This window comes from Fluviicoccus keumensis (assembly GCF_004217445.1).
Classification (GTDB): Bacteria; Pseudomonadota; Gammaproteobacteria; order Pseudomonadales; family Moraxellaceae; genus Fluviicoccus; species Fluviicoccus keumensis.
This window is the reverse complement of record NZ_SHKX01000011.1, coordinates 448,815-465,984: the sequence shown is the minus strand read 5'-3', so window position 1 is coordinate 465,984 and position 17,170 is coordinate 448,815. Positions and strand designations below refer to the sequence as shown.

18 protein-coding genes are annotated in these 17,170 nt (G+C 59.6%); 4 read left to right on the top strand and 14 right to left on the bottom strand.

Features of this window, described 5'->3' with window-relative positions:
- Positions 1 to 54: 54 nt before the first annotated feature.
- The 6 genes from lpdA to EV700_RS07410 all read right to left on the bottom strand — a co-directional run bounded on the left by lpdA (position 55) and on the right by EV700_RS07410 (position 8,033).
- Positions 55 to 1,491: a dihydrolipoyl dehydrogenase gene (lpdA, locus tag EV700_RS07435; protein ID WP_130412311.1), complete on the bottom strand. Its 1,437-nt coding sequence runs from the start codon at positions 1,489 to 1,491 to the stop codon at positions 55 to 57.
- A 58-nt stretch (positions 1,492 to 1,549) separates the two neighbouring features.
- Positions 1,550 to 2,767 carry a 2-oxoglutarate dehydrogenase complex dihydrolipoyllysine-residue succinyltransferase gene (odhB, locus tag EV700_RS07430; protein ID WP_130412309.1) on the bottom strand — a complete coding sequence of 406 codons (1,218 nt, stop codon included), beginning with the start codon at positions 2,765 to 2,767 and terminating at the stop codon, positions 1,550 to 1,552.
- 18 nt (positions 2,768 to 2,785) lie between these two features.
- Positions 2,786 to 5,614, bottom strand: a complete 2,829-nt coding sequence (locus EV700_RS07425; RefSeq protein WP_130412586.1) for a 2-oxoglutarate dehydrogenase E1 component — start codon at positions 5,612 to 5,614, stop codon at positions 2,786 to 2,788.
- 223 nt (positions 5,615 to 5,837) lie between these two features.
- Entirely contained in the window at positions 5,838 to 6,032 is a 195-nt protein-coding gene (locus EV700_RS07420) for a hypothetical protein (protein WP_130412307.1), read from the bottom strand.
- A 29-nt stretch (positions 6,033 to 6,061) separates the two neighbouring features.
- Positions 6,062 to 7,480 (bottom strand): DegQ family serine endoprotease, encoded by a 1,419-nt coding sequence (locus EV700_RS07415; RefSeq protein ID WP_130412305.1) that lies wholly within the window; start codon positions 7,478 to 7,480, stop codon positions 6,062 to 6,064.
- A gap of 121 nt (positions 7,481 to 7,601) precedes the next feature.
- Positions 7,602 to 8,033: a SoxR reducing system RseC family protein gene (locus tag EV700_RS07410; protein WP_165391372.1), complete on the bottom strand. Its 432-nt coding sequence runs from the start codon at positions 8,031 to 8,033 to the stop codon at positions 7,602 to 7,604.
- 120 nt (positions 8,034 to 8,153) lie between these two features.
- On the opposite strand from EV700_RS07410, the gene nadB reads away from it, so the two are divergent.
- Positions 8,154 to 9,767 (top strand): L-aspartate oxidase, encoded by a 1,614-nt coding sequence (gene nadB / locus EV700_RS07405; protein WP_423201212.1) that lies wholly within the window; start codon positions 8,154 to 8,156, stop codon positions 9,765 to 9,767.
- On the opposite strand, the gene EV700_RS07400 is transcribed toward nadB, so the two are convergent.
- Positions 9,768 to 10,124 (bottom strand): protein YgfX, encoded by a 357-nt coding sequence (locus EV700_RS07400; RefSeq protein ID WP_130412299.1) that lies wholly within the window; start codon positions 10,122 to 10,124, stop codon positions 9,768 to 9,770. It abuts the gene before it with no gap.
- Between the two features lie 37 nt (positions 10,125 to 10,161).
- Positions 10,162 to 10,425, bottom strand: a complete 264-nt coding sequence (locus EV700_RS07395; protein WP_130412297.1) for an FAD assembly factor SdhE — start codon at positions 10,423 to 10,425, stop codon at positions 10,162 to 10,164.
- Positions 10,426 to 10,528: 103 nt separating this feature from the next.
- Here EV700_RS07395 and ygfZ point away from each other — a divergent pair, with 103 nt between their 5' ends.
- On the top strand, positions 10,529 to 11,500 hold the full coding sequence (gene ygfZ / locus EV700_RS07390) for a CAF17-like 4Fe-4S cluster assembly/insertion protein YgfZ (RefSeq protein WP_130412295.1): 972 nt from the start codon (positions 10,529 to 10,531) through the stop codon (positions 11,498 to 11,500).
- Position 11,501: 1 nt separating this feature from the next.
- Here the strand turns inward: ygfZ and EV700_RS07385 are convergent, their stop codons facing one another.
- From EV700_RS07385 to EV700_RS07370, 4 genes are all read right to left on the bottom strand, one after another.
- Positions 11,502 to 12,116 (bottom strand): class I SAM-dependent methyltransferase, encoded by a 615-nt coding sequence (locus EV700_RS07385; RefSeq protein ID WP_130412293.1) that lies wholly within the window; start codon positions 12,114 to 12,116, stop codon positions 11,502 to 11,504.
- A gap of 3 nt (positions 12,117 to 12,119) precedes the next feature.
- On the bottom strand, positions 12,120 to 13,235 hold the full coding sequence (locus EV700_RS07380) for an enoyl-CoA hydratase/isomerase family protein (RefSeq protein WP_130412291.1): 1,116 nt from the start codon (positions 13,233 to 13,235) through the stop codon (positions 12,120 to 12,122).
- Positions 13,232 to 13,948 carry a uracil-DNA glycosylase gene (ung, locus tag EV700_RS07375; protein ID WP_242610209.1) on the bottom strand — a complete coding sequence of 239 codons (717 nt, stop codon included), beginning with the start codon at positions 13,946 to 13,948 and terminating at the stop codon, positions 13,232 to 13,234. Before ung ends, EV700_RS07380 begins: the two co-directional genes overlap by 4 nt.
- Positions 13,949 to 14,014: 66 nt before the next feature.
- A complete protein-coding gene (locus EV700_RS07370; RefSeq protein ID WP_165391371.1) occupies positions 14,015 to 14,710 on the bottom strand; it encodes a TetR/AcrR family transcriptional regulator in 696 nt (231 codons plus the stop codon).
- A 144-nt stretch (positions 14,711 to 14,854) separates the two neighbouring features.
- On the opposite strand from EV700_RS07370, the gene EV700_RS16830 reads away from it, so the two are divergent.
- Together EV700_RS16830 and EV700_RS07365 are read left to right on the top strand one after the other, a co-directional pair.
- Positions 14,855 to 15,166, top strand: a complete 312-nt coding sequence (locus tag EV700_RS16830) for a hypothetical protein (protein ID WP_165391370.1) — start codon at positions 14,855 to 14,857, stop codon at positions 15,164 to 15,166.
- 3 nt (positions 15,167 to 15,169) lie between these two features.
- Positions 15,170 to 15,910 carry a glycerophosphodiester phosphodiesterase gene (locus EV700_RS07365; protein WP_130412285.1) on the top strand — a complete coding sequence of 247 codons (741 nt, stop codon included), beginning with the start codon at positions 15,170 to 15,172 and terminating at the stop codon, positions 15,908 to 15,910.
- Between the two features lies 1 nt (position 15,911).
- Here EV700_RS07365 and nqrM read toward each other — a convergent pair whose 3' ends face one another.
- The gene (gene nqrM / locus EV700_RS07360) at positions 15,912 to 16,142 is read right to left on the bottom strand and encodes a (Na+)-NQR maturation NqrM (protein WP_207224602.1); all 231 of its coding nucleotides are present in this window, start codon (positions 16,140 to 16,142) and stop codon (positions 15,912 to 15,914) included.
- Positions 16,142 to 17,167: an FAD:protein FMN transferase gene (locus tag EV700_RS07355; protein WP_130412281.1), complete on the bottom strand. Its 1,026-nt coding sequence runs from the start codon at positions 17,165 to 17,167 to the stop codon at positions 16,142 to 16,144. The genes nqrM and EV700_RS07355 overlap by 1 nt, the downstream gene beginning before the upstream one ends.
- Positions 17,168 to 17,170 lie beyond the last annotated feature (3 nt).

Here is a 17,170-nt window from a genome sequence, read left to right as displayed (position 1 = left end):
AGCCGGTACGCTCGTGTCACCAACAAAAAGCGCGGGTTCACCGCGCTTCGTCATTTACTTGCGTTTACGCTGGATGGCGTGAATGGCGCGCCCGTCCACCGACAACGCGGCTTCATGCACCACCTCCGACAACGTCGGGTGGGCAAATGTCATCAGCTGCAAGTCTTCAACACTGGAGGCGAACTCCAGCGCAATCATGCCCTGATGCACGATATCCCCGGCGTTGGGGCCAATCACGGTCATGCCCAGCAAACGGTCGGTCTTGTTGTCGGCGACAAACTTGACCAGCCCCTGGGTATCATTGGCGGCCAAGGCGCGGCCGTTCACCTGGAAGGGGAACATGCCGGTCTTGACGTCAATATTTTCAGCCTTGGCGACGTCTTCCGACTTGCCGACCCAGGCGATTTCCGGGTGGGTGTAGATGACGCCGATGATGGTGTCGTAGTTGACCTGGGCATAATGACCGGCGATCAGTTCCGCCACCATCATGCCCTCTTCCATCGCCTTGTGCGCCAGCATCGGGCCGCGCACGAGGTCGCCGATCGCCCAGACGCCTTCCACAGAAGTACGGCACTGGTTGTCCACGACCACGAAACCACGCTGGTCAACTTCAACGCCCGTACTTTCGGCCAGCAGATTGCGGCTGACTGGACGACGGCCGACGGCGACAATCAGCTTGTCGAACTCGGCGGTCTTGTCACCATCCTTATCGGTATAGGAAACCGTCACGACACCATTGTTCACGCTGGAACCGGTGACTTTCGCACCCAGCTGAATGTTCAGGCCCTGCTTGGTCAGGATCTTGAAGGCTTCCTTGCTGCTGATCTTGTCCAGCATCGGCAGGAAAGTATCGAGTGCTTCCAGCACGGTCACTTCCGCGCCCAGACGTCCCCAAACCGACCCCAGCTCCAGACCGATAACGCCCGCGCCAATCACGCCCAGACGCTTCGGCACGGCGGTGAAGGCCAGTGCGCCGGTGGAATCGACGACGATGTCATCCACCAGCGGCGCAACCGGAATGTTGATCGGTTCGGAACCGGCCGCCAGGATCACCGCCTTGGTGGCCTGGACAACTTCGGTGGCGCCGTCATGCGCGACAAACTCGACTTGCTTGCCCGGCAACAGCTTGCCGGTGCCTTGCAGCCAGTCAATGCCGTTGCCTTTGAGCAGTTGCGCCACGCCGCCGGTCAACTGGTTGACCACCTGATCCTTGCGCGCCTGCATGGTGCCGATATCAATGGCAACATCGCCGGTGCTGATGCCGTGCACGGCCAAGCTGTGCTTAGTGTCATGGTAGCGGTGCGAAGAGTCCAGCAACGCCTTGGAGGGAATGCAACCCACATTGAGGCAGGTTCCGCCCAAAGACGGCTTGCCGTTATGAATGCGTTTTTCGATACAGGCCACTTTCAGGCCCAGTTGCGCGGCGCGGATCGCGGATTCATATCCGCCGGGTCCGCCGCCGATGACGACTACATCATATTCGCGTGACATGTGTTCTTTTCCTGTCTGATTCCCCTTCCCCCGGTCAGAGGGAAGGGTTTTGCAGCAATTACAGATCCAGCAGCAGCAGCGCGGGGTCTTCCACCAGTTCCTTGATCGTCACCAGGAAGCTGACCGCTTCCTTGCCGTCAATCAGGCGGTGGTCATAGGACAACGCCAGATACATCATCGGCAGGATCACGACCTGACCGTTGACGGCCATTGGACGATCCTGGATCTTGTGCATGCCAAGGATGGCGGTTTGCGGCGGATTCAGCAGCGGCGTCGACAGCAGCGAGCCAAACACGCCACCATTGGAAATGGTGAAGGTGCCGCCGGTGATGTCTTCCAGGCCCAGCTTGCCGTCACGGGCCTTCTTGCCGTAATCAATGATGTTCTTTTCGATCTCGGCCAGGTTCATGCGCTCGGCATCACGAACAACGGGAACGACCAGACCGCGGTCGGAAGACACCGCTACCCCAATGTCATGATAGCCGTGATAAACAATATCACCACCGTCAATCGAGGCATTAACCGCCGGGAAGCGTTTTAGGGCTTCCACGGCCGCCTTCACGAAGAAGGACATGAAACCCAAACGGATACCGTGGCGCTTCTCGAAACGCTCACCGTAGCCCTTGCGCATCTCCATGATCGGCTTCATGTTGACTTCATTGAACGTGGTCAACATGGCGGTCTGCTGGCTGGCTTGCAGCAGGCGTTCCGCCACCTTGGCGCGCAAGCGGGTCATCGGTACGCGCTTTTCGATGCGCTCGCCAACGGCAGTGCTGATGGCGATCGACGGCGCGGCGGCCGGAGCTGGCACCGGCGTCGCAGCGGCGGCGGACAGATGCGCCAGCACATCTTCCTTGGTAATGCGACCGCCCCGGCCAGAACCGCTGACCTGCGAGGGGTCAACCTGATTCTCGGCAACCACCTTGCGCACGGCGGGAGCCAGATCGGCCGGAGCCGCAGCGGCAACGGCCGCCGACGAAGCAACTGCTTCCTTGGGAGCCGCGACACTGGGAGGCGTGGAAGCGGCGGCGCTACCGGCGCTGGTTTCAAAAATCGCCAGGATTTCCTGACTGAGGACCGTCTCACCCTCGGGCTTGGCGATGCTGGTCAGCACGCCATCGGCGGGCGCAACCACTTCGAGCACAACCTTGTCGGTCTCGATATCCGCCAGGACTTCATCACGGGTAACCGGTTCACCCACTTTCTTGTGCCAGGTAGCGACCGTGCCGTCCGCTACGGATTCCGGGAAAACGGGCGCTTTGATTTCGATAGCCATGTTCGTTATTCCTTCTTCTTAAAGATGGGTGTTCAGGTTAAGGGCGTCATGCAGCAGCGCGGTCTGTTGCGCGGCATGCAGATAGGCGGAACCGCAGGCGGGCGCGGCGGAAGCCGGACGGCCGACATAGCGGATTTCCCGGGCGGGATTCCAGGCCGCGGTCACGCGCTGGAAGCGATGACGGGTGCTGTACCACGCGCCCTGATTCATTGGCTCTTCCTGACACCAGACGATATGTTCCACATTGACATAGGGCTTCAGCACTTCGATCAACCGCTCTTCCGGGAACGGATACAGCTGTTCGATGCGGATGATGGCGACATCGTTACGGCCAAGTTCGCGGCGCTTTTCCAGCAGGTCGTAATACACCTTCCCGCCGCACAGCACCACGCGGGTTGCGGAAGCAGGATCAATAGCATCGACCTCGGGAATAACAGTCTGGAAGCCACCGGTGGTCAGCTCAGCCAGGCTGGATACGGCCAGCTTGTGGCGCAGCAAACTCTTCGGCGTCATCACAATCAGCGGCTTGCGCAACGGACGAACCGCCTGACGACGCAACAGGTGGAAGATTTGCGCCGGCGTTGTCGGGGTGCAGACCTGCATGTTGTGCTCGGCGCACAGTTGCAGGAAACGCTCCAGACGCGCGGAAGAATGCTCCGGACCCTGCCCTTCAAAACCGTGCGGCAGCAGCATGGTCAGGCCGCAGATGCGCTCCCACTTGGTTTCACCCGAACAGATGAACTGGTCGATGACGACCTGCGCGCCGTTGGCGAAGTCGCCGAACTGCGCTTCCCAGATCACCAGCGACTTGGGAATCGTGGTGGCGTAACCGTATTCGAAGGCCAGCACCGCTTCTTCAGACAGCAGCGAATCAAAAATGGCGAAACGCTGCTGCGTCGGTGACAGATGCTGCAACGGCGCGTACGTGCTGTCATCCTTCTGGTTATGGAGGATGGCGTGGCGGTGGGAGAACGTGCCGCGCCCTACATCCTGACCGGTCAGACGGACTACGAAGTCGTCTTCCAGCAACGAGGCATACGCCAGGACTTCAGCCGCTCCCCAGTTCAGGTCAATCTCACCCTTGAACATCTGGGCGCGATCATCCATGACTTTCTGTACTTGACGTTGCAGTACAAAACCTTCGGGAATGTTCAACTGCTTCATTCCCAACTCGGTCAGCCGGGACAGTGGCAATCCTGTTTCCCAGTCATCAATCACCTGATGTCCCAGATAGGGGCGCCAGTCGACAAACAACTCGGTATTGGGCTGGCGCACCAGCGCCCGGGCAACATGTCGGCCTTCCTCCAGCGCAGTGCGGTAGTCTTCAACCATTTCATCCGCTTCAGCGCGGGTCATGACGCCTGAGGAGACGAGTTGATCGGAATACAGCGAGCGCGTGGTCGGCAATTTGCCAATGACCTGATACATCAACGGCTGGGTACCGGACGGTTCATCAGCCTCATTATGGCCGCGACGGCGATAACAGATCAGGTCGATGACCACGTCCTTCTTGAACTGCATCCGGTAATCCAGCGCCACCTGCGTAATGAAGAAGACCGCTTCCGGGTCATCACCATTCACATGAAAAATGGGGGCCTGAACCATCTTGGCGATGTCGGTGCAGTATTCGGTGGAACGGGCGTCATCACGGAAACTGGTGGTGAAGCCCACCTGGTTGTTGATGATGATGTGCATGGTACCGCCGGTCTTGTAACCGCGTGTCTGCGACATCTGGAAGGTTTCCATCACCACGCCCTGACCGGCGAAGGCGGCGTCGCCGTGGACGATGACCGGCAGCACCAGACGGCCGTCCATATCCTTGCGCCGCATCTGGCGGGCGCGCACCGAGCCTTCCACCACCGGCGAGACGATTTCAAGGTGCGACGGGTTGAACGCCAAGGCCAGGTGCAACTCACCACCCTGGGTCATCACGTTCGAAGAAAAGCCCTGGTGATATTTCACGTCACCGGATCCATGCTTGTTGAAGGTCTTGCCTTCAAATTCGTCAAACAGGTCGGCCGGGTTTTTGCCCAGGATATTGACGAGCAGGTTCAGACGGCCGCGGTGGGCCATGCCGATCACGATTTCCTTGGTGCCCAGGCCGCCGGAGCGCTGGATGATTTCATCCACCAAAGGAATGAAGCTTTCGCCGCCTTCCAGACCGAAACGCTTGGCGCCAACATATTTGTTACCCAGATATTTTTCCAGGCCTTCAGCAGCCGTCAGGCGCTCCAGGATATGTTTGCGGGTTTCGGGGGTGAAGTTCGGCTTGCCGCGCACGCTTTCCAGGCGCTGCTGGATCCAGCGCTTCTCGGCGGTATCGACAATATGCATGTACTCGGCGCCGATGGAGCCGCAATAGGCCGCCTCCATGGCCTCAACCATTTCACCGAGGGTTGCTTCAGTCTTGTTGATTGCGAGATTGCCGGTCTGGAAAACCGTATTGAAGTCGGAGCGGGAAAGGCCGTGGGCGGAGAGTTCGAGGTCGGGAACCGCTTCGCGCTGCATCAGGCCCAGCGGATCCAGGCGGGCCTTCTGGTGACCCCGATTACGATAGGCCGCAATCAGTTGCAGGACGCCAACCTGGCGGCGCTCATGTTCGGTGCTGACGCTGCTGACCTGCATCGGCTGGACGCGGGAACTATTGCGCCCCAGCAACAGGAACTGTTCACGCACATTCTTGTGCGGCATGTCCTGCTCAAGGCCGTTGATGCGGGGTAACTTGTCGAAATAACTGCGCCAGTCATCAGGGACAGACTGGGGAGAGAGCAAATACTGCTCGTATAGATCTTCTACATAGGCTGCATTTTCAGCCGAGAGCTGGGACAGCCCCCACTGCTGCAGCATGTTTCCATTTTGCATGGTTTCAATTCCTCGCTTTCCGTTCGGAAGCGACCTATGAATGACACGCAAGCAACTGGGTAAGCTGCCTGCAACCATCGTCACCGCCGGTGTATAGCGGCAAACTGACTGTTTGGGTGGAGCCGGTTGACCTGGGTGAGGACAAACGACCGCCATGCAGCCATTGAACACGGCTTCGCGTTCTGTCTGCTACCAGCATTGGGAGAGACTAAGCAAAAAAGACAGGGAAATAAAGCGGTAAATGTGGGCTATTTTTTAGAAAAATAGCCCTGCCGACGTTGGCAGAGGAATAGCAGATGCGTTGATTATTATAGTGAATATTCCCCGGAATAACCAGCGCCTTGTCATTAATCAGCGAAACAGGCCACTCTATCGGGTCATTTATCAACGCCAAGGGGCGCATGAATGCGCCCCTTGTATCCAAACCCCGGATCAACGCTTCTTCTTTTCTGTCTCCTTGCCTTCCAGACGGATCGCCAGAATCTTCGGCTGTCCCTGACGCAAGGTCAGCATCGGCACGGCCTTGTTTACCGGCAGCTTGCGGGCAATGGCGACAAAATCCTTGGTTTCCTTGATTGCCTGACCATTCAGCTTGAGAATGATGTCGCCCGGACGCACCCCGGCATCCGCCGCCACACCGTCCACCACCTGCATGACGACGACGCCGCCGTCTACCTTCAACTGCGCCTTTTCCTGATCATTCAGATTGCGAATGCTGATGTGCAAGCTATCGATATCCGGCTCGCCGCTGGTGCTGCCGCCATCATCATCAGCATCGTTGGGCAAACTGGCGACTTCAAATGTCAGGGTTTGCGGTTTGCCATCGCGCAGGACGGTCAGCGGAGTCTTCTTGCCGACCTTGGCGCGGCCGATCATCTGCGGCAGTTCGGACGACAGCCCGATATCATGACCATCAAACGCGGTGATGACATCGCCTTCCTTCAGCCCGGCTTTCTCAGCCGGAGTTTCAGGAATCACCTTGGCGACAAGGGCGCCGGCCGGCTTGGCCAGTCCATAGGCTTCAGCCAGATCGCGATCGACATCCTGCACCACCACACCCAGATAACCGCGCGAAACCTTGCCGCCCGCCTTCAGCTGGTCGGCGACTTCCATGGCAACATCAATGGGAATCGCGAAGGCGAGGCCCATGTAGCCGCCGGAGCGGCTGTAGATTTGGGAATTGATACCGATCACTTCACCGTCGGCATTAAACAACGGACCGCCTGAATTACCGGGATTGATGGCGACGTCCGTCTGAATGAAGGGGACATAAGACTCGTTGGGCAGCGCGCGGGATTTGGCGCTGACAATGCCTGCCGTGGCTGAGTAGTCAAAACCGAACGGTGAGCCGATCGCCAGCACCGGTTGACCGACCTTGAGCTTGTCCGGATTACCGATTTTCACGGTCGGCAGATCATCAGCCTTGATCTTCAGCAAGGCGACATCGGTGCGTTCATCCGTACCAACCACATCCGCTTCCAGTTCGCGACGGTCGTTAAGGCGGATGACGACTTTGTCGGCATCCACCACCACATGGTTGTTGGTCAGGACATAACCATCCTTGGAGATGATGAAACCGGAACCAAATGACTGGCGGTCACGCTGCTGCGGCATACCGAAATCGTCACCAAAAAACTTTTTGAAAATATCGGGGATTTGCTGTTGCTGCTGCAGGGATGGCTTGCTGCGCACAGCCTTGGCCGAAGCGCTGATGTTGACAACGGCCTTGGCGTTTTGCTCGACCAGATCCGAAAAGTCGACGGCAGAGGCTGATGCCCAAGCCGCCTGGACTCCGACGGCGCAGACGACCCCGACCAGCCAACGACGCGCGGTGGATTGCACGGTTTGCATGCTTGTTGTTCTCCCGATTGTAAAACCGGCAGGCGGCGCTGCTCTTCAGGCTGCTGCCGGTAGGAATGAATGGACCACGTTACGGTATTCAGTCCTGCTCGGGCTTGCCATGAGGCTTTTGTTAAGACGAAGCCCTTTTGATAACAATCGGTAAATATTTGTCTTGCTGTTGTTGGGAAGACCCGCACCGGGCCAACAGCAACCCCGCCGCCAACCCGCCGATGGCTCCGATGACGGCTCCGGACTCACCCGCCGCCAATTGCCCCAGCACACCGCCAAGCGCCAGCAACAGTATCGGTTGCACATACAGCAGCAGCAGCGCCGTCCAGATCACGCGCTGTTCAATCGCCAGCACAACTTCGTCACCCGGAGACAGCCGGTAACCGTTGGCTCGGGCTTCAATGATGTGCGCAGGCGCGGCCTGTCCGGCGAAATATCCGGCGCCACAGGAATTTTCGCCCTGACAACCTCCGCAGGCGCGCTGCCGCCGGGTGGCGACCCTCACCCGGCCTTCCTCTTCAATGCCGACGACCGTCCCGGTTTCTTCCAGCATGCTCACTCTCCAAGCAGGTTGTTCCATTGTAGAGACATTGGCCCGCATTGTGCTATGACCGAGCATATGCTTGCCCTATACTCTGCGCGAGTCAATTTCATGACAGACACTGACAAGTCCATGAGCCAATTCGAATACGACGTGCTGATCGTCGGCAGCGGCGCTGCCGGCCTGACCCTCGCCCTGAAACTGCCCGACACCCTGAAAGTCGCCGTGCTGTCCAAGGCCGAGCTGACCGAAGCCAGCACCTATTATGCCCAGGGCGGCGTCGCCGCGGTTCTGGATGAAACCGATTCCACCGACAGTCATGTGCAAGACACCCTGATTGCGGGCGCCGGTCTTTGCCATGAGGATGCGGTAGCCTTTACCGTGGAAAACGGTCCGGACGCAATCCGCTGGCTGATCAATCAGGGCGTGCGCTTTACGCTGGACGAGGCCGACCAGTTGCACCTGACGCGCGAAGGCGGCCATTCCCACCGCCGCATCATCCATGCCGCGGATGCCACCGGTTACGCCATCTCCACAACGCTGGTGAGCCGGGTCAAGGAGTCTCGCCATGTCGCGCTGCTGGAGAACCGGGTGGCGGTCGATGTCATCACTACCGGCAAACTGGGCCAGCCTGGACCCAACCGCGTGGTTGGCGCCTATGTGCTGAACAAGACCAGCGGCCGGGTCGAGACATTCCGCGCCCGATTCGTGATTCTGGCTTGCGGCGGCGCCAGCAAGGCCTACCTTTACACCAGCAACCCCGACATCGCTACCGGCGACGGAATCGCGATGGCCTGGCGCGCCGGTTGCCGCGTGGGCAACATGGAGTTCAACCAGTTTCACCCGACCTGCCTGTATCACCCGGAAGCCCGCTCCTTCCTGATTACCGAGGCAATGCGCGGTGAAGGCGCTTACCTGCGTTTGCCGGATGGCGAGCGCTTCATGCCGCGCTTTGATGAACGCGCCGAACTGGCCCCGCGTGATATCGTGGCCCGCGCCATTGACTATGAAATGAAGCGCCTCGGCCTGCGCTGCGTATATCTGGACATTACCCACAAACCGGCCGATTTCGTTATCCATCACTTCCCGACGCTGTATGAACGGCTGAAAGAGTTCGGTATCGACATCACCAAGGACCTGATTCCTGTCGTCCCCGCCGCCCACTACACCTGCGGCGGCGTCAAGGTCAACCTGAAGGGCCAGACCGATGTCGAGAATCTCTACGCGATCGGCGAAACCTCTTTTACCGGCCTGCACGGCGCCAACCGCATGGCCAGCAACTCGCTGCTGGAATGCTTTGTCTTCGCCATGTCGGCGGCTCAGGACATCGAATCCAAGCTGGCGATCACCCCTCCCTCCCCGACATGCCCGGACTGGGATGAATCCATGGTGCGCAACCCGGATGAAGACGTGGTGATCCTGCATAACTGGGAAGAATTGCGCCGGTTCATGTGGGATTATGTCGGCATCGTTCGCACCAACAAGCGGCTGGAGCGCGCGCTGCATCGCGTGGAACTGCTGCAAAGCGAGATTCAGGAGTACTACAGCAATTACCGCATCTCCAACAACCTGCTGGAGTTGCGTAACCTGGTGCTGGTCGGGGAATTGATCATCCGGTCGGCGCTGGCGCGGCATGAGTCGCGTGGTCTGCATTACACGCTGGACTATCCGGAGATGGATCCGGTGGTGCGTGATACGATCCTGACGCCGCCGCAATTCGAGGTCAGCCGCCCGGAAGTCGGCTGATCAGCCGCTCGCCAGCAAGCGTACCTTGAGACGCCTGAAGTCCTGTGCCGGAATGGAGTCCGGCAACAGGACCAACTCGTCGGTCCATTCAATATCGGTGGCGCGGAATTTGAGCACCACCAGATAACGCCACACCGCAACACCCGTCCACTGCACGCGCACCCGTTGGCCATTCGCCAGCACCAGCGATGCCTGATCGCCGATCCAGCTTAACTCACGGACAGGTTCCGCCGCCGCGCGACCACGCAGCATCGCCACACCCGCCAGAATGGCCAGCAACACCGACAGACCAATCTGCACAGCGAGGGGCATGACGGCCAGCCAAATCGCCGCACCGGCCGCCAGATAACCGGCCATCCGGATTTGAAGACGGACCCTTGACGGAGTGACCGGACTATTGAGGTCCCACGCGCTCATGGATGACCTTGATGATGTGGGCGATATCGGGATCGGCGGGATGTTCATAGCCCATGACCCACGACAACAGGTCCGGGTCTTCACAGGCCATCAATTTGAACACCATCTGCTGTTCGTTCTCGGGCAGTTGCAGGTAATGCTGCTGCATGAAGGGTTCGAAGAAGACATCCAGCTCCTTCAGGCCGCGGCGGGCATGCCAGAACAGCTTGCGTTCTTCAGTGGTCAGTTCGCGCATAATCATTTCACATCCAACAAGCGATTGATTATTCTACCCTGAATCCTTGCTTTTGCCTGCCGCGACCCCATATTTCAGGGGCATTCCGTTCTCAATCGAGGTTCGCATCATGTCCGCCCTCTGGTCCTTCCTACCCGTCAATCCCGCAACCGGAAGCGATGCTCCTGTGAAGCTGATTCCCCTCCCCGGTGAATCGGTGCTGACAGTCACCGGCCCGGACAGTGAAAAATTCCTGCAAGGACAGACCACAACCGATTTTCGTGACGTGAATGCATCAACCGCCCGCCCCGGTTGCCTGTGCAACCTGAAAGGACGGGCGACGGTCAGTTACCGGGCGCTGTTCTGGCGTGACAGCTACCAGCTTGTGACGGACGGCGCTCTGCTGGACAGCCTGCACGCCACCTTGAAGAAATACATCATATTCTCCAAGGCGCAATTGGCGACCCCGGACACCGCCGTTTTCGGCATCGTGGGTCAGGGCGCCGATGCCTGGGTTGCACAGCATTTCGGTTCATTGCCCGACGGCGAGGGACAGGTTTGGGGCGATGACAAAACCGCGATCGTGCGGCTGCCCGGCGCAGGACGCTATCTGGTGCTGGCGGATGCGGGAATACTTTCGGAACTTTGGGCAAAACTGTCCGCCGACGCAGCGGTTGGCGACATTAACGATTGGCGTCTGGCCCAGATTCGCGCCGGAGAATGCCAAGTGCTCGCCGGTGCGGCCGAGTTGTTCCAGCCCCAGGAACTCAACCTGCAGGTGCATCAGGGCATCAGTTACAACAAGGGCTGTTATACAGGCCAGGAAATCGTTGCACGCCTCTATTTCCGCGGCAAGCTGAAGCAGTGGGCGCATCGGTTCAGTGTCGACAGCATGTTGCCGCCGGCGATCGGTTCCGCCATCTGCAATGAGAAAGGCCAGACCGCCGGACACGTCATTCTTGCCGCGCGGGCGGACAGCCACCGGTTCGAATTGCTGGCGGTGGCCCGTCATGACGACTTGTCCGGACTGCATCCGGCCGACCAGCCCGCCGCTGCACTGACGGTACTGGACTTGCCCTACGCCATTGAGCCGCGCGAGTGAATTACTTCAGGGCGATACCCTGAATGATGGCGCTGCCCAGACGCATCATCTTCGGGTGTTCGTAGCGGCGGATGCGGTGAAAGCGGAATCCGGCCTCCTTGAAGGTGGCCGCCGTATCGCGGTTCAGATGGCAGCCGCAACCCAGGACTTTCCACGCTGGAGTCAGCCGGTCCTGCCAGCGCGCCACGGCCGCATCCGGCGAGCGCACATGTTCCAGGAAAATGACCTGTCCGCCCGGCTTCAACACCCGCCGCGCCTCCTGCAAGGCCTTCAAGGGATCGGGGATAGTGCACAACACCAGGCACATCAGGACCGTATCGAAACTTTCATCGGGAAAATCGAGCGCTTGGGCGTCGCCCACCGCCAGCGTCAGCGGTGCTGCGAGCGACAGCCCCGCCGCCGTCTTGCGGGCGCGATCCAGCATGGCGGCGTCAGGTTCAATCCCGACGATTTCAGTGACATCGCGGCTATAATGCGGAAGGTTGGCCCCGGCGCCAATGCCGATTTCCAGCACCCGTCCCCAAGCTTCGGCAATGACTTCCTTTCGCTGTGGCCAAAATGGCCGCGTCGCAAAATCCAGCACATGCGGAAAAATATAATCGCCATAAAGAGACATGATTCACCCCTGCCAGTTTTCAAGATCTGACAAGGGATGCCGGCCTTGCCAGGGTGCCGCATAATGTCCGTCCAGCCATGCCTGGCTGACCTCGGCAAGCGTCGCCGGATGCCAGCGCGGTTGCTGGTCCTTGTCTACCAGCAAGGCGCGGACGCCCTCAATAAAATCCGGATGGCGGGCGCATTGCACCGACAGGATCAGCTCCTGCCGGAAGGTGTCCGCCAGGCTCATGCGGCTGCCGTTTTGCCATTGCCGATAAATCAGCGCAGCGCTGGTGGGAGAACCGGCCTTCAGCGTTCTCGCGGCCTTGTCCAGCCACGGATTGGCGCTGGGCGCGGTCAGGGCGGCATATAAATCCGCCAGTTCTTCGCCTTGCAGGCGTTCGCTCAACTCAGCCCCGGCCTGTTCAATATGCCCTGCCGCGAGATCGGTCAGGGCGAAACCATCCAGTAAGGCGCTGACCTGATCATGGCGGGATTCAGGACTACCCCAGCTCAACGCGGCCAGCGCCGTCAGAACCTCGTGCCGCTTACCGGCGGCAACGGCCTGGGTGGCGAATCCGGTGGCGAGGGCGTCAGCCGCATTGATCATCGCTCCGGTCATGCCAAGGAAAAGACCGATCTTGCCCAGACGCGCCAGGAACCAGGAGCCCCCGACATCCGGATATAGGCCGATGGTGATTTCCGGCATTGCCAATCGTGATGTCTCGGTCACTATCCTGTGCGACGCGCCACAAAGCAGGCCGATACCGCCGCCCATGACATAACCCGTGCCCCACACAATCAATGGCTTGGGATAATCATGGATCAGGAAATCCAGCCGGTATTCTTGCGAAAACAGATCGAAGGCCGTTGAATCCTCCACGCCATTGGCGCGGACGGCCACACAGATGGATTTGACATCGCCACCGGCGCAGAAGGCCTTTTCACCCGCCGCATGCAGGAATACCGCCGCAATACCGTCATCCAGCGCCCAAGCGCGCAATTGCGGCAGCAGCCGGGCAATGATCGGGATATTCAGGGCGTTCAGCGTCTTTTCGCTGTTGATGCAGGCCACCCCGATGCGATGGCCATCCGCCCCCGCGATTTCGTCAAAAATGACCCAAGTATCCTGACTCATGCCGGCAACGCCCAATCAATCGGCTGGCGACCGTGCTTTTCCAGCCAGGCGTTGGCCTGCGAGAAATGACGGCATCCGAAAAAGCCGCCGCGATTCGCCGCCATGGGTGACGGATGAGTGGCTTTCAACACCAGGTGTTTCTCCGGGTTGATGATCTGGCCCTTGCGCTGGGCGTAACTTCCCCACAGCAGGAACACCAGGTGATCCCCCTGATCGTTCAGCACCCGCACCACCTCATCCGTAAACTGTTCCCAGCCGCGCCCCTGATGGGACGCGGCATTGCCGGCTTCAACGGTCAGCACACTGTTGAGCAACAGTACTCCTTGCTCCGCCCAGTGGGTCAGCTCGCCATGACGCGACGGCGGAATGCCCAGATCCATATGGATTTCGCGAAAGACGTTTTGCAACGAGGGCGGCGCAGGCACGCCCTTGCGCACGGAAAAACACAAACCATGCGCCTGACCGGGGCCGTGATAAGGATCCTGGCCCAGAATCACCACCTTCACTTGGGACAACGGTGTCGTATTCAGGGCGTTGAAGTATTCGGCGGGCGGAGGAAAAATGGTTTTGCCTTGCCGGCGCTCTTCGGCGAGAAACTGGCGCAGCGCCGTCATGTAAGGAGACAAAAAGGCCTGAGCCAAGGGCTGCTTCCACTCGTCCACCAACTGGACGCGATTCAGGATTTCCTGCTGTTCCGGAGAAAATTGCGACATATCCATTCCGAAAAACCCGTAAAAAAGCCCGGCGCTGGCCGGGCCCTGACAATGCGAATGACGCCCTCAAATCTTGCAGATGGCGCGCACCTGGTACATCAACAGACGCTTCATGGCCTCGCGGTCCAGTGTTTCCAGCGGCTTCAGCAAACCTTCCACTTCCAGCTGCTTGATGGTCATCAGGATCAATCGCGCGGCATTGGCGGGCTGTTCGACTCCGATGAAGGTCAGCATCTGCGTCGCGTCGCGCAGTACGGCCATGCTGTAATCCAGCCCCAGCGAATGCAGGCGTTCATCCTGGAGAATGGCGTACCAGAAGGATTGCTCGACCATCAGCCGTTCGCGGTGATTGGTCAGACGGTCGATAATGTCATCAACGGCATGGCTTACCGCGAAGTCGGCAATTTGCGGCAATTGTGCGCGGATATCGGTTCCGGAATACAGCGGGAAGGTCACGAACAGCCATTCCCGAACCTTCACCCAAAACGGGTTAACCACATTTTCCATGACATCGCGGGCGTAGAGCGTCAGCGCATCGGCCAGCAGGTCATGGATATCCTTGAAATAGTAGGTCGTGGCGGACAACGGGACGCCGGCTTCCTGAGCCACGGCGCGATGGCGTACCCCGCGGACACCGTCGCGGACCATGACGCGCAAGGCGGCCTGGAGGATGGCGACCCGGCGTTGCTCGCTGCTTTCCCGAGCGGGCTTGCGGCCGTGGTACGCGACCTTCGCGCCCCGGCTAGTGGTATTGGCAGACATATCTTTCCGGCCTGGAGAAAGAATAAAGGGGACAGGAAATCCCGCCAAAACAGCCAGCACGCATACAGACCTTGACGGTTCTTGAATTAATGCGGCTAACTCTCTAATATGACTGAAAATATAACATATTCGCCGGAGCGCGACATGAAAAACTGGCTGTTCCTGAGTGCATTGTTTCTGTCCAACGCCGTCATGGCCGCCGATATGCCCGCCCAAGGCATGAGCATGACCGCCGTACAAAAGCAGTTTGGCGCGCCCCTGCAGAAGTCCGCGACGATCGGCAAGCCCCCCATTACCCGCTGGGTTTACAAGGATTTCACCGTCGTTTTTGAATACAAGCATGTGGTGCACAGCATGGTCGTCAAGAACGAATCCGCCCCGTCGGCGACTCCCGCTGCCGCTCCGGCCGCCACATCCGGCAAGGGCGAAGCCTCACTCAGCGTCGACGTCAAGTAATCCTTGGAAATTGCCGGTCACCGGGGCGCGCGCGGCGAGGCCCCGGAAAACACCCTCAGCGGTTTCAGACACCTGTATCAATCCGGTTTTCGCGCCGTTGAATTTGATATCCAGGTTGCCGGTGACGGCGCTCTGGTTGTGATTCACGACAACTCGGTGGACCGCACCACCTCTGGCTCCGGTCCCCTCTCCGCCTTTACCGCTCCGCAGCTCGCCCGTCTGGATGCCTGCCATCACCGTCAGTTCCCGGATGCTTCCGGCCACCCCGCTGACTGGCCGGAATCTGACGGCGTTCCGCAACTTCAGGAGGTCCTGGCGGTTCTGGCGGATTTCACCCACTTGCAACTGGAGGTCAAGGCCGCCGCTGAAGCCGATGTCGCCACGGTTGTGCGCCTGCTTCCGGAGATGGCGAAACCCTTTGGGCGACGGGCTGTCACAACCTCGTTCAATGTGTCGTATCTGGAAAGGATTCGTGACGCCGCCCCGTCGTTGCCGCGCGGGCTGCTGGTGGAAAAGGACTACTCCGATGACGTGACCGCCGCTGCCTTGGCGTTGGGTTGCGTGAGCATCGGTCCGCACTTTTCCCTGTGCACGCCGGAACTGATACGCCGGGCTCACGCTGCCGGATTAAGGGTTTCCACGTGGACGGTGAATGATCCGGAAACCATGCTGAAGCTGCGCGACATGGGTGTGGATAGCATCATTACCGATTACCCGCAACTGGCCAGGCGCGTGCTGGCCTGAATCACGGCTTCCACTGACCGACATCATCACCCGATGCCGTCTTTTCTGCCGATTCGGCGCTATCACACTTGGCGGCATCACCGCCGCAAACCGGGCACTCCTTGTCGCCGGTAAAGCGGTTCAGGCCGCCGCAGGTTCCCTTGAGTGGCGCTCGCTTACCCAGCCAAACGCCAACGGCCATCAGGCCGATCATCAACATGATCACGGCAAAAGAAACCAGAAACAGCAGCATCACATGCGCTCCCCGAGAAACGGCTGGAAGGCCGGACTGAGCTTTTCCTGAAAGCCCGACGGCGTCTTCTCCAGATAATAGACCGGAATGTGGGCTTGCACCGCCACCGGATAGCCTTCGTCGGGTCCCAGGGCATTCAATCCGGTCGCCCAGGCATCGGCGTAGGTCGCGGTTGCTCCCGGCAAGACCACCGATACGGAAACGCCTTTGTGGGTGATTGGACGACCGGTGCGCGGATCCAGCGTATGCGAATAGCGCACGCCGTCAATTTCATGGTAATTGCGATAGGCGCCGGATGTGGAAACCGCTGCGCCACCCTCCAGCTTGAGCAACTGTTGGGGCAAACCGCTGGCGTCGGGCTTTTCCACGGCGATCCGCCAGGGGCCGCCGTCCGGCTTGCGGCCATTGACGCGCAGGGTCCCGGCCACGGAAACCATGTAATCCCGCACTCCCAGATGCTCCAGTGATTCCACCAGCGCATCCACACCCACGCCTTCACCGATCGAAGAAAGGTCAACGGCAATATCGCGACGCCGGACCAGCGTACAGCTTGATGGCTGTACCTCCAGATAATGCCAGCCGACCCGCTGTCGGGAGGCCTCAATCATGGCTTGCGAAGGAACCTTATCGGGCACCGCATCGGGACCGAAACCCCACAAGTTCACCAAGGGCCCGACCGTGACGTCATAGACTCCCCCGGTGGCGGCGCTGACGGCCAGCGCGGTCTGTACGGCCTGACACAACATCTTCCCGGCCCGGAAAGGTTTACCGACCGGGGTGGCGTTGAAGCGCATCAGCTCGGTATCAGGCTGGTAGGTGGACAGCGTGCGGTTGACTTCATCCAGACGGGCTTGCAAAAGCGACTGCAAGGCCACGGGCGACTGACCGGCGGGAACGGTGCTGATTTTCACCTGCCAGGGCATGCTGTAAAACGCAAGGCCCGACAGCGTTACCGGTTCCGGAGGCGCAGGCTGGCAGGCGGCAAGCAACAGGGCCAGCGCGCCGGCGCCGAAAATGCGTTGCATTTT

Excerpts from the sequence above, each read along its gene's own strand:
- EV700_RS07380 (WP_130412291.1), bottom strand. The coding sequence starts at position 13,235 with ATGAGTCAGGATACTTGGGTCATTTTTGACGAAATCGCGGGGGCGGAT.
- ygfZ (WP_130412295.1), top strand. The coding sequence starts at position 10,529 with ATGTCCGCCCTCTGGTCCTTCCTACCCGTCAATCCCGCAACCGGAAGC.
- nadB (WP_423201212.1), top strand. The coding sequence starts at position 8,154 with ATGAGCCAATTCGAATACGACGTGCTGATCGTCGGCAGCGGCGCTGCC.
- EV700_RS07400 (WP_130412299.1), bottom strand. The coding sequence starts at position 10,124 with ATGGCCGGTTATCTGGCGGCCGGTGCGGCGATTTGGCTGGCCGTCATG.
- ung (WP_242610209.1), bottom strand. The coding sequence starts at position 13,948 with ATGTCGCAATTTTCTCCGGAACAGCAGGAAATCCTGAATCGCGTCCAG.
- EV700_RS07420 (WP_130412307.1), bottom strand. The coding sequence starts at position 6,032 with ATGCGCCCCTTGGCGTTGATAAATGACCCGATAGAGTGGCCTGTTTCG.
- EV700_RS07355 (WP_130412281.1), bottom strand. The coding sequence starts at position 17,167 with ATGCAACGCATTTTCGGCGCCGGCGCGCTGGCCCTGTTGCTTGCCGCC.
- EV700_RS16830 (WP_165391370.1), top strand. The coding sequence starts at position 14,855 with ATGAAAAACTGGCTGTTCCTGAGTGCATTGTTTCTGTCCAACGCCGTC.
- EV700_RS07385 (WP_130412293.1), bottom strand. The coding sequence starts at position 12,116 with ATGTCTCTTTATGGCGATTATATTTTTCCGCATGTGCTGGATTTTGCG.
- EV700_RS07370 (WP_165391371.1), bottom strand. The coding sequence starts at position 14,710 with ATGTCTGCCAATACCACTAGCCGGGGCGCGAAGGTCGCGTACCACGGC.
- EV700_RS07395 (WP_130412297.1), bottom strand. The coding sequence starts at position 10,425 with ATGATTATGCGCGAACTGACCACTGAAGAACGCAAGCTGTTCTGGCAT.
- nqrM (WP_207224602.1), bottom strand. The coding sequence starts at position 16,142 with ATGCTGCTGTTTCTGGTTTCTTTTGCCGTGATCATGTTGATGATCGGC.
- lpdA (WP_130412311.1), bottom strand. The coding sequence starts at position 1,491 with ATGTCACGCGAATATGATGTAGTCGTCATCGGCGGCGGACCCGGCGGA.
- EV700_RS07410 (WP_165391372.1), bottom strand. The coding sequence starts at position 8,033 with ATGCTGGAAGAAACCGGGACGGTCGTCGGCATTGAAGAGGAAGGCCGG.
- EV700_RS07415 (WP_130412305.1), bottom strand. The coding sequence starts at position 7,480 with ATGCAAACCGTGCAATCCACCGCGCGTCGTTGGCTGGTCGGGGTCGTC.
- EV700_RS07425 (WP_130412586.1), bottom strand. The coding sequence starts at position 5,614 with ATGCTGCAGCAGTGGGGGCTGTCCCAGCTCTCGGCTGAAAATGCAGCC.
- odhB (WP_130412309.1), bottom strand. The coding sequence starts at position 2,767 with ATGGCTATCGAAATCAAAGCGCCCGTTTTCCCGGAATCCGTAGCGGAC.